The organism is Pseudogracilibacillus amylolyticus (SeqCode), from assembly GCF_051918545.1.
Lineage (GTDB): Bacteria > Bacillota > Bacilli > Bacillales > Amphibacillaceae > Pseudogracilibacillus.
This window is the reverse complement of the sequence record NZ_JBPPZG010000154.1, coordinates 1-9,546: the sequence shown is the minus strand read 5'-3', so window position 1 is coordinate 9,546 and position 9,546 is coordinate 1. Positions and strand designations below refer to the sequence as shown.

Here is a 9,546-nt window from a genome sequence, read left to right as displayed (position 1 = left end):
TGTTCCCGTTCTTCTACCTACCCCTAATATAAAACTGCTGAACTTATTGTTATTATCATTCCATATTTTCAATTCTCTTAAATGTTGTTCCGTAATCTTTACCTTTTCCATTTATTTCCCCTCCAAATTAATCAATTTAAGCCCTTCTAAGGCGTTTTATTTATTTCATGTAGATTTAGTCTAGTAATCTATTTAAACGTTCTGTACGTTATCAGAACCACGTATTATGCGGAGATTCTGCTTTTATTTCCAAGACTGCTAGAATAGTTTTAAGTTCCTTTTGTTCTTTACCTTCTGTTTCTGTATAACCTAACGCATGTAACTTCTCTTTGATGATGTCTGTCATGTTGCTTTCGATTGGGTTCATTGTTTTCATGACTTCACCTCATTTTTTTATATTTCAATGCCTTTCCGTCTCAATAAAACCATTCTTTCCCTACACGCTTTTGGCGTCATATGGTTACCTAATGTTTCGGCAATCACTTTGTAAGGTGTTTTCTTCTTCCTGCCATAGATCAACGTGCTATCTTCCTCTTTCGTCCAAGCCCTAGCATGATGAAGTGTTTTATCTAGTGATATTGTTCTATCGTGTAATACCTCTAAATCATCACCGCAAAATGGACAATACCGTGTTTCTTTCCTTCCGCCTAGTTTTGGTGTAAGGAATTCTTTTTCGCACATTCTGCAAAAACTGATTAGGTATTTTTTAGGCATCTAATTACCACCTCTCGAACATGGAATAATATTTCTGTTTCCAATACTTAGATAACTCTGGATTAAAATTATTGGTTACATTGCCTTTGCGCCATTTGTTTATTCTAAATTTAATGATCATGGTTAACCCTTCTCCCAAACAAGTTATATTTTCTTAATTGACTTCTAACAGTCGATTCTGGGATTTCCATCTCAATCCCAATCTGAAACGCGCTATATCCCTTGCCCCACAATGTCAATAATTGTGGGAGCATATCATTGTGCCACCGTCTGATTTGCAATTCTTTGGCAGCTTTATATTTATAATCTAAATCGCAATTTTCATAGAGCGCTACGGTTAGTAGTTGTTGTTTACTAGCATCTTCGAAATACATTAACCATTCCTCACTATCTCAATCGCTTCTTCTGGACTTCTTGCAACGCCGCATATAACTGGATATTGCTGCATAGTATTTATAAAGTGTTTTTGTACATCACGTAATTTACCTTTTTCGTTTTTAACTTCTAAGAAAATCATTTTTCCATCTTTTTTACGAAAACCAAACAAATCTGTAAAACCTTTCGGCAATCCTGTATCAAAATATCTTCCATCTTTCATACGTACTTTACCGACATTCCCGCGGAAAACGATCGCGTATGGATTTAATGCAAGTCTGATAGAATTTTGGATGTCTGATTCACGCATTGTTATCACCAAAGAATATTTTTGTATCGCCTTGTCCTTGCGAAAACATTAAGTCTTCTGCTTTGCTTCTAAATTTATTTAAGTGGTTTTGTGAACGTTTTAAAGGCGCCATTCTTGTCGAACCTACAATTTTAGATGATTTTAAAATTAATTCATGAAGATCGTTATTTATCCTTTTGGTTAGCTCACCAATTTCTTTCCACTCTTCAATAGTTATATTTTTCAACTTCGTAACCTCCCATTTTTTTGGTTTGGGATAGTTTGGAGGGTTTGGGCCATTTTCAAAGAGCGTTCTATATTTTTGTATTTTTATATTTGTTTTTATCCTTCTTTACTAACTATCCCAACCATCCCAAAAAGAAAATAAATATAATATAAAGGTTGATATATCAATGTTTTTAGGATGGGAGGGTTTTTAGAAAACTATCCCAAAACCTTCCCTTTACTATCCCAAACTAAAATTCAATGTATTTTTTCATAGGTCAAAAGTCTGCATTTCTGAAAACTTAGTTTTCTAAAGTGTTTTACTAGGAATTAATTAAAGTTTAATCGAATAGCTTCGTTATTGAATTCTCTTTTTAATTGAATCCCTACGTAATAATTGGTTCCACTTTTAATTTTCTGGAATTTGTTAGCCATTTCTTTACCGAATTTTGTATTACTCATTAAGTGTTGGTTGTTATCTTTCGCCCAACCGCTATACACTCGATAGAGATCTGATGCTTTCTCTCGCTCTCCATCTTTTCGGATGCAACATTCTTCAATAAACAATTCAACAACATCCATTTCGGTACGGTATATTTGGCGTTGATCTTTAATGGCTTGTGGTTCCTTCAACCCAACACGTTTCCATTCCTGATAACCTTCGACTGCCCAATTTAATATAGCTGTCATTTCCCCACGTAATTTAAATTTCAACTGCTTATCTACTTTTTCTTTGGGTATCTGTACAGTGAATGGAATAACTGCCATTCTTCTCCAAATACCATCATCTGTACCTCTTATAATTGGTTTGTGGTTTGTGGCCATCCATAATTTAAATTCTGGATAATAATCAAACTCATCACCATACAAAAATCTAGCTGTTACCTTATCGCCGCCGGTGATCTGTTTCACTAAACCTTCATCAAACCGCATGCCATCATTAGGCTCTGTGGTAGTAACCAATCTTGCACCTTGTAATCTAGCGATATCACTATTTGCATTACCAGACATATTTTTAACCATTAATGTCTGGGGTTGAATATTCGTTGTATAGTTTCCTAGCATTTCGGTAATAATATCTAAAAAGACGGATTTACCATTACGACCATTTCCGTAAAGAATAAACATCATTTGTTCTTCTGTTGATCCGGATAAGGAATATCCTACCGCTCGCTGCATATAATCTATTAAATGTTTGTTTCCGTCGAATATTTGATTAAGAAACTCCACCCATTGTGGACAATCAATTTTATCTGTATATTCGATGGAAGCTATTTTTGTAAAATATTTATCTTTATCATGGTCATTCAATTTACCTGTTTTAAGGTCAATGTAGCCGTTTTGAACGTTTAGAAGGTGTTTATCTTTATCAAACTCTTCTGATTGAATAGGGAGTAAATGTTGACTTTCTTTCAACATGTTTGTCTTTCCATTACTCCCACGAGAATATTTAATATGTTTTTGTAAGAACTTCTTCGCATCTTCTTCCGTTGTATCATCCGTTACATAAACAGGTTCTTTTTTCATCTTTACCAGAATTTCATCAACTAAAGATTTAACTTTCCCACCTTGGTCTAATTCCCAAGTCTTCCCGTTATAGTAATACCAGTTTTTTCGAGTGTAGCTATACCTTACAATTTCACCGTATGTATCCGTAAATCGTGCTGCGTTTCCGGTATCGTCGTAAGAATAGAATTTCCTTTCGATTTCCTTCGTGCTATCTTCCAATACATATAAATTAAAATCATCATCGTTTGGTTGCGGATTAAATACGTTCGTACAGTCATTTATAGCTTTAGTTAGTGTCATATAGCTGTAAGTGTATTCTCCACGCTTCTCATCCCATTTCTCGCGGTAGAGAGAGGATTGTCTAAAGATTGAGTCCATTTTGTGATAATCACGGTTTGTCCAAAATGCTAAATCATTGCAGAATGCCATATCTGCTTCGGACTGACTGGAGTAAAATTGCTCCCATCCACCTTGCATAAACAACTTAAACCGAATTCCGTTTCTGCTATTTTCTGCTATTCTAATAATCTCTGAATCCGATAAATTATTACCATGTGTATCTATGAGATTAGTTGGTTTTATAGGTTCATTACTGGCAATATATTTACCGTGGAGGTAATTAATCTTTCCGTAATCCGAATCATCTACAATGTGGTTATATCCACCAATGGCATTTCCGGTCATTGTAAAAAATCTGCCACTCGAATACATTTCTATATTGCCTTTTCTACTACCATTCTTAGGTAATTCACCTTTTGCGATAATATGAATACCATTACCACTTGGTGATATTTCTGCATAACTTCCCATCAAATCGATAAATTCCGAAACAATATTATCGTCATGGTCATCATCTAAATAGCGTTTAATTTCCGCTCCTACATCATCAAGGTCAATTCCGAAGTATGGAGTTTTAAAATAAAAACCTAAACCATCTAAATTGAATTTATCGATGGATGAAAGGGCGGTCTCAAAATCAGACCATGTACTCTCATCATTGGATTTTCCTAAATTACCTGTATTTGCATCGATGGGGATTTTAGTTGTTTTACCATTACGTGTTTGTAATTTAAATCCACACCATTGATGGAGTTCTTTAAGTTCATAAGGTATATTGTTATAAATCTGTCTCACCTCCCTAGAGAGGAAATCCTCTCTCTATAATTAAAATGGTAAATCTGTATCATCGATTTGCGGACCATTATTGAATGGACTATTACTATTTGATTGATTATTATTATCATTACTTTGCTTAAATTGGTGTTGAACGTTCGGGAATTTAGTTTCTTTCCACTGTTTTACATTTAAATTTTCATACGTTTTACCGTTATATTCAGATGTTTCATTTTCTACATAAACCTGTACCGGTTTTCCTCTATAATCACTAAGCAATTCCTCAAAACTGTTATACACTTTACCGGACTGTAATCCTGCTGCCTTTCCGATCGTATTAAACATGGTCATGTTATAAGTACCAGTAGCTTTTGCTTTCCAAACACGATGCCAAATTTTTTGATTTTTGAACGGTTGATCTAAGTCATTTCTGATTGTCATTTGGAAATTAGTAAACTCCGAACCGCTTCGAGATGCATCTTCTGAAGCATGGTCAATAACAACTTCATAAACTCCATTTTCAATTTTTTGATAACCTTCAAATGTGTTGTTAAAATCTAAGCTAAATCCTGCCATTTATAATCATCCTTTTCATTTAATATTTTTATTTAACTAGACCTCTTGCTTTTGCTTGAAACCAGGCCCAGCCGTTTTTGTAGCCCATATTTCTTCCATATGCTTGTAATTCTGCCAGGCTTGTACACTCATCCGGACTTCTAAAATCCAGAACAATCTTTTCTGCTTCTTCTTTCTTCTTGCGTTTAATTTCTTCCAGTTCAATTTCCTTAATGTTTTTTAATTCTTCTTTCACTAACTCCACCACATGACCACAATGCGGACAAATGTTGGTACCTGCTTTAAAAACCCCAAAACAGTTTTCGCATTGTTTTACTTTTAATGTTCCATCTTCTTGGAACCGTTTAGGTTTTTCATACTTACTATCCAAACTCCAATTCCTGTCATCATCCGGCAAGCCATGTCTTTCATAGTTATTAACGTGATCTAATATAATTGCTGTTTTACCTTTCTTATACCTCAACGCCCTACAAGCTTGTTGTATGTACAATGCTGTAGAATCTGTAGGCCTTAGTAAGATGCAACAATCTACATCTGGACAATCAAATCCAACTGATATTAGGTCCACATTACAAAGAATAGTTATTTTACCTTCTCGGAAATCTTTAATTATTTGTTCTCTTTCTTTTGTTGGAGTATTTCCATCAAAGTGAACCGCATTAACACCATGTTTTTTAAATTGTTCTGCCATTAATTCACTGTGTTTAATGGATGCACAATAGCATATAGATTGTTTGCCGTTTGCATATTTCTTGTAGTGTTTTATCACATCCCCAAATACCGCTTTTGTTGTTAGTAATTCAGTAGCTTTTTTAGTATCAAAGTCACCACGTATTTTTTTAAGGCTTGTCATATCCGCAACATTAGGCGCATAGTATTTATAGGGAGATAGGAAGTTTCTATTGATTAGATTTTTAATACTTTCCCCTTCCACTAGGTCGTCATATATATCTCCTAATGGTTTGTTATCTAACCTTGTAGGAGTTGCGGTCAACCCAGCTAATTTAGCATTAGGGAATGCATCGATAATTTTCCTCCATGTTTTAGCTGCAGAGAAGTGACATTCATCAAATATAATGAAATCTGGCTTCGGATATTTTGATAGATTCCTAGAAACTGTACCAACCATAGCAATGTGGATGTTTTTTCTTTCTATACCAAACCTATCGAAAGTATCTATGGTTTGTTGTAATAGCTCACGCCTATGAACCAAAAACCACACCGTATTACCTTTTTCCTGCGATTGTTGAGCCATATAAGCAAATACAACTGTTTTGCCCCCACCGCAACCTAAAACTATGCAAGGTGCCTTGCTTCCGTTTAGATAAGACTGGCGAACATTATCAACTAAAACTTGCTGATAATCCCTCAATTGAATTGCTGTCAATCTGTATCACCAACCTCACTCTCAAAACCAATTTTGAATATATCTTCTTGTAAACAAAATTCTCTCTGATCTAGTTGATTTTTAGAAAAAACACTATTACTTGGCGACAAAATGAATCCTCGTGTTTTCGTTCTTTGATTAATCGCTAATTTCCCAACAACTTGGCATAATCCCATGAAATTATTTAATATCGTTTTTCTGATATCTGGGAAAGAGCGATTAAACGTTTGTCCTGCTTCGGTTATAAATTCATCTGTAGTTTCCCAAGCTAGATAAACAATTCTTTTTCCAAGTGATTGAATATATCTCATACTGTCAATGATGAAAAAATCTATTTGTTGATAATGCCGCATTTCTGGTACTCTATTATTTTTTCCCTCTCTCCCTAAATTTCCGAGCATAGAGCGAAACAATTCGGATACATTATCAAATACGATATTTTCATATTTAGATAAATCACTTTTAGCAAACCACTTAATTAGCAAGTTCCATTCTTCCCAAGCATTGTGGGTATTAAAATCCATAATATCGATATTCTCATTACCTTTTAATGGATACTGTGTTTTATCGATCGCAACATATAATGTTTTTCCAGTAAGGAAATTAATCGTGTGCGTTTTTCCTGTCCCTGGTGGTGCGTAAAGTAAATAAGTTGCTCTATCTTCCGTTATTTCAGCAGCGTTAGTAATATTCAATCTGACACCTCCACACTGAATTTATCTCCGCGATGCTCAACACTCACTCCGTCAACAAACACTCCAGTTTCCGGATCTATTAATTTATCATCATGAATAACAAAAGATTTCTTGATTGCTGTTTTATCAATGTTTTCCTTAGTTTTAATCAGATCGAACCTACCAGTATTTTTAAGTGATTTAATTAAAGTTTCTTCATCATAATTAAATTTAGGTTGTTGCTTTCTAAATTTAATAGCACCATTCGGAAGTTTCATAGACTTAAATTTAGGGTTTTCTTCACGTTTCTTTAATGCGTATTCAGCTAGTAACCCTTGGAAGTAATCTATATCACGTTGTGCTTTTTCATTTTCTGAATCTGCCCATGTATTTATTTTTTCTATTTCAGCTTCCGCAAGTGAATTGGTTTCCTTTTGTTGATCCTGGAGTTGTTTGATTTTACGTAGTGCCCAATTAGCGCTCGAATCATCAGTTACCTTAAAAGTTTCATTAGTTACTTGTTCTTGGTTATCTAAAAACTCATGTAAATTCATTTGTTTACCTCCTATAAAAAATCACCTTGTCTATGTCCAGCTAACCTCATATCCCTTTCATAACTTGTTAGATTGCTAGTATGCTTTTCAGCTTCTTCTAACCATTCATCCGTTTCACTCAATAGATCCTCTGAAAAATAATCATAAACATCATGTAGATCAACGAGACTTCCACGTAATGCGATATGAGTGGCAACCATTCCGAATGCTTCGTATACGTTATTTCCTTGAGTACGTTTTTCTTTGTATTCTTTTATGAATTGGTTCATTTACTAGACATCCTTCCAATTGCGATAGTTTACAACACTATTTATACAAGCTACGGAAACGTTGAACAGTTTCGATATTTTAACTTGCGAATAACCTTCGATGTATAATTTTCTTATCTCTTTAACGTTTTCTGCTTTCAATTTATTAGGAATTGAACCTGTTCTTAGACCGATTGAGTAAGAGTGTTGTACGTTTTCGCTTCTATTACACCATTCTAGGTTTTCAATCGAATTGTTTAATTTATTTCCATCGATATGATTAACTTCGGGTTTGCCTTTTTCTTTTTCAATAAACGCTTCGGCTATAATTCTATGAAGAGTAACCACTTTTCTTCTTCCGTTTTTGTATAGTCTAACTCTCCAATAACCTTTGTCATCTATAAACGGTTTTTTAATGAGCTATTTGGTTATATGTGGCCTCCCACTTTTGTTTCCACGATATACCTCTCTGGATAAAGATTTAATTCTTCCAAAATTACTTACTTCATAAATTCCCTCATAGTCTTTTACAGGTTTCCAATACTCTGCTTTTTCAACCATTTCATTTCCTCCTGAAACGTGGTAAAATGACCACTGACGTATTTTTTTATTAAAAAGTAGTTAGTTGTTCGGGCTAACTGCTTTTTTATTGCCACCTCCCTTCATACTTCTGAATAAATTCCAATACTTCTTCTTTGGTTAGGCCTTGTTCTAAAGCTTGTTTAATTTTATGGATCCATTCGTTCATAGGTTTCACCTCCTTGGTTTAGTTGAAATGTGGATTAAATATAAATTAAAGCGGGATCTTTATCTCCTTCAAACCGTTTATAGCCAATAAACCCTGTACTATGTGAGTATGGTGTAATCCAATCTATGAATTTTTCTATCTCACCATCATAATTTTTAAAATTACAGCGAATAGTTAAATAATAAGTTGGTCTCTGGGGAATAAGAGTATCTTTATACAGATTGCTATTAGTTACTCCTTCAAAGTAGTAGCTATCTCCCCTTAACATAAAATCCCATCTATCCGTTTCAAATAATTCATGGGTTGGTGTTTCTTCTAATTCGCCTAACGTTCCCACCATGTATTTAAGTGTATTAATAACTAAATCAGGCGTATTTTGCTTTAACTCTAAAGCGCAGACTAATTCGGTATACATACCCATATCATGTCTCCTCCTTTATTTAACGATTTCATTTCAAAACTTCCTCTCCAAACTAACTTCCCTATACAAATTCATAACCTCCGGAAACGCTCGTTTAAATGCTGCAATCCTTTCAGCGCCGATAGCAGGGATTCCATAAGTTCCTTCCAAGTCAGTCATTAGTGCTGCAAGCCTAACGGTTTTAATATACATATCACTATCCGAATCTTTGATTTCAACAAAACGTTGTTTGAATTTTTCCAGCATGTTTTGTTTTTCCATCTCATTCACCCTCCTTCACAAACTCAAAATACTTAGGATTAAAATTACTTTCCTTTAACTGCTCAATCGCTACCTCTATGGCTTTATGCGTTTTATGTTCTTCAGTCCATACAACCTTTTTGGTTTCTTTATCGATGACTTTTAAGAGCATTTGGTTTCTCCTCTCTTCTTCAAAACTGTAATTAATTTCCCATCACGCTTTACAACTTTACGAACGTATTCGGGGTTTATTTCTTCTTGCCTCTTCCCCCATCCGTTACCGTTATTTAGTAACTCACTTAACCCTTCCGGTATCGGCAAAGTGTGACCTTCTAATTGAATTGACTTTATTTTGATCACGCCGTTTGTTCCTCTCTTTCTATTAAAGGAAGAATTCCTTCGTTTTTAAGAGTTTCGTAAATCATAAATGCCTCCACCTTTTTCTTTGTCTTATTTTGTAAATAGCCGATTTA

The 9,546-nt window shown here is 34.5% G+C and carries 18 protein-coding genes; all 18 read right to left on the bottom strand.

Annotated elements, in window-relative coordinates; translation table 11 throughout:
* Nucleotides 1-211: 211 nt before the first annotated feature.
* The 18 genes from ACPYKA_RS15220 to ACPYKA_RS15135 all read right to left on the bottom strand — a co-directional run bounded on the left by ACPYKA_RS15220 (nt 212) and on the right by ACPYKA_RS15135 (nt 9,433).
* Nucleotides 212-376: a hypothetical protein gene (locus ACPYKA_RS15220; RefSeq protein WP_479543066.1), complete on the bottom strand. Its 165-nt coding sequence runs from the start codon at nt 374-376 to the stop codon at nt 212-214.
* A gap of 17 nt (nt 377-393) precedes the next feature.
* The gene (locus tag ACPYKA_RS15215) at nt 394-714 is read right to left on the bottom strand and encodes an SANT/Myb-like DNA-binding domain-containing protein (protein WP_479543065.1); all 321 of its coding nucleotides are present in this window, start codon (nt 712-714) and stop codon (nt 394-396) included.
* 110 nt (nt 715-824) lie between these two features.
* Nucleotides 825-1,088, bottom strand: a complete 264-nt coding sequence (locus ACPYKA_RS15210) for a hypothetical protein (protein ID WP_479543064.1) — start codon at nt 1,086-1,088, stop codon at nt 825-827.
* Complete coding sequence (locus ACPYKA_RS15205; protein WP_479543063.1) at nt 1,088-1,399, bottom strand: VRR-NUC domain-containing protein; 312 nt, start codon at nt 1,397-1,399, stop codon at nt 1,088-1,090. The genes ACPYKA_RS15210 and ACPYKA_RS15205 overlap by 1 nt, the downstream gene beginning before the upstream one ends.
* The gene (locus ACPYKA_RS15200) at nt 1,392-1,625 is read right to left on the bottom strand and encodes a hypothetical protein (protein WP_479543062.1); all 234 of its coding nucleotides are present in this window, start codon (nt 1,623-1,625) and stop codon (nt 1,392-1,394) included. The genes ACPYKA_RS15205 and ACPYKA_RS15200 overlap by 8 nt, the downstream gene beginning before the upstream one ends.
* Nucleotides 1,626-1,933: 308 nt before the next feature.
* On the bottom strand, nt 1,934-4,237 hold the full coding sequence (locus tag ACPYKA_RS15195; protein WP_479543067.1) for a phage/plasmid primase, P4 family: 2,304 nt from the start codon (nt 4,235-4,237) through the stop codon (nt 1,934-1,936).
* A gap of 39 nt (nt 4,238-4,276) precedes the next feature.
* Nucleotides 4,277-4,801, bottom strand: coding sequence for a DUF669 domain-containing protein (locus tag ACPYKA_RS15190; RefSeq protein WP_479543061.1), 525 nt, complete (start codon nt 4,799-4,801; stop codon nt 4,277-4,279).
* Nucleotides 4,802-4,829: 28 nt separating this feature from the next.
* A complete protein-coding gene (locus tag ACPYKA_RS15185) occupies nt 4,830-6,188 on the bottom strand; it encodes a DEAD/DEAH box helicase (protein ID WP_479543060.1) in 1,359 nt (452 codons plus the stop codon).
* Nucleotides 6,185-6,883 (bottom strand): AAA family ATPase, encoded by a 699-nt coding sequence (locus ACPYKA_RS15180; RefSeq protein ID WP_479543059.1) that lies wholly within the window; start codon nt 6,881-6,883, stop codon nt 6,185-6,187. The genes ACPYKA_RS15185 and ACPYKA_RS15180 overlap by 4 nt, the downstream gene beginning before the upstream one ends.
* Nucleotides 6,880-7,416, bottom strand: a complete 537-nt coding sequence (locus ACPYKA_RS15175) for a host-nuclease inhibitor Gam family protein (RefSeq protein WP_479543058.1) — start codon at nt 7,414-7,416, stop codon at nt 6,880-6,882. Before ACPYKA_RS15175 ends, ACPYKA_RS15180 begins: the two co-directional genes overlap by 4 nt.
* Nucleotides 7,417-7,427: 11 nt before the next feature.
* Nucleotides 7,428-7,685, bottom strand: a complete 258-nt coding sequence (locus ACPYKA_RS15170) for a hypothetical protein (protein WP_479543057.1) — start codon at nt 7,683-7,685, stop codon at nt 7,428-7,430.
* Between the two features lie 3 nt (nt 7,686-7,688).
* The gene (locus ACPYKA_RS15165) at nt 7,689-8,012 is read right to left on the bottom strand and encodes an HNH endonuclease (protein ID WP_479543056.1); all 324 of its coding nucleotides are present in this window, start codon (nt 8,010-8,012) and stop codon (nt 7,689-7,691) included.
* A gap of 72 nt (nt 8,013-8,084) precedes the next feature.
* Nucleotides 8,085-8,225, bottom strand: a complete 141-nt coding sequence (locus tag ACPYKA_RS15160; protein WP_479543055.1) for an NUMOD4 domain-containing protein — start codon at nt 8,223-8,225, stop codon at nt 8,085-8,087.
* An 85-nt stretch (nt 8,226-8,310) separates the two neighbouring features.
* Nucleotides 8,311-8,412: a DNA-binding anti-repressor SinI gene (gene sinI / locus ACPYKA_RS15155; RefSeq protein WP_479543054.1), complete on the bottom strand. Its 102-nt coding sequence runs from the start codon at nt 8,410-8,412 to the stop codon at nt 8,311-8,313.
* Nucleotides 8,413-8,446: 34 nt separating this feature from the next.
* Nucleotides 8,447-8,833, bottom strand: a complete 387-nt coding sequence (locus ACPYKA_RS15150) for a hypothetical protein (protein WP_479543053.1) — start codon at nt 8,831-8,833, stop codon at nt 8,447-8,449.
* A gap of 33 nt (nt 8,834-8,866) precedes the next feature.
* The gene (locus ACPYKA_RS15145) at nt 8,867-9,094 is read right to left on the bottom strand and encodes a hypothetical protein (protein ID WP_479543052.1); all 228 of its coding nucleotides are present in this window, start codon (nt 9,092-9,094) and stop codon (nt 8,867-8,869) included.
* 1 nt (nt 9,095) lies between these two features.
* Entirely contained in the window at nt 9,096-9,245 is a 150-nt protein-coding gene (locus ACPYKA_RS15140; RefSeq protein WP_479543051.1) for a hypothetical protein, read from the bottom strand.
* A complete protein-coding gene (locus tag ACPYKA_RS15135) occupies nt 9,236-9,433 on the bottom strand; it encodes a hypothetical protein (protein ID WP_479543050.1) in 198 nt (65 codons plus the stop codon). Before ACPYKA_RS15135 ends, ACPYKA_RS15140 begins: the two co-directional genes overlap by 10 nt.
* Nucleotides 9,434-9,546: the final 113 nt, after the last annotated feature.

What these genes read in the sequence shown, in the direction of transcription:
- ACPYKA_RS15150 (WP_479543053.1), bottom strand. Translation starts at nt 8,833, where the DNA reads ATGGGTATGTATACCGAATTAGTCTGCGCTTTAGAGTTAAAGCAAAAT.
- ACPYKA_RS15175 (WP_479543058.1), bottom strand. Translation starts at nt 7,416, where the DNA reads ATGAATTTACATGAGTTTTTAGATAACCAAGAACAAGTAACTAATGAA.
- ACPYKA_RS15215 (WP_479543065.1), bottom strand. Translation starts at nt 714, where the DNA reads ATGCCTAAAAAATACCTAATCAGTTTTTGCAGAATGTGCGAAAAAGAA.
- ACPYKA_RS15145 (WP_479543052.1), bottom strand. Translation starts at nt 9,094, where the DNA reads ATGGAAAAACAAAACATGCTGGAAAAATTCAAACAACGTTTTGTTGAA.
- ACPYKA_RS15205 (WP_479543063.1), bottom strand. Translation starts at nt 1,399, where the DNA reads ATGCGTGAATCAGACATCCAAAATTCTATCAGACTTGCATTAAATCCA.
- ACPYKA_RS15160 (WP_479543055.1), bottom strand. Translation starts at nt 8,225, where the DNA reads ATGGTTGAAAAAGCAGAGTATTGGAAACCTGTAAAAGACTATGAGGGA.
- ACPYKA_RS15220 (WP_479543066.1), bottom strand. Translation starts at nt 376, where the DNA reads ATGAAAACAATGAACCCAATCGAAAGCAACATGACAGACATCATCAAA.
- ACPYKA_RS15140 (WP_479543051.1), bottom strand. Translation starts at nt 9,245, where the DNA reads ATGCTCTTAAAAGTCATCGATAAAGAAACCAAAAAGGTTGTATGGACT.
- sinI (WP_479543054.1), bottom strand. Translation starts at nt 8,412, where the DNA reads ATGAACGAATGGATCCATAAAATTAAACAAGCTTTAGAACAAGGCCTA.
- ACPYKA_RS15170 (WP_479543057.1), bottom strand. Translation starts at nt 7,685, where the DNA reads ATGAACCAATTCATAAAAGAATACAAAGAAAAACGTACTCAAGGAAAT.
- ACPYKA_RS15190 (WP_479543061.1), bottom strand. Translation starts at nt 4,801, where the DNA reads ATGGCAGGATTTAGCTTAGATTTTAACAACACATTTGAAGGTTATCAA.
- ACPYKA_RS15210 (WP_479543064.1), bottom strand. Translation starts at nt 1,088, where the DNA reads ATGTATTTCGAAGATGCTAGTAAACAACAACTACTAACCGTAGCGCTC.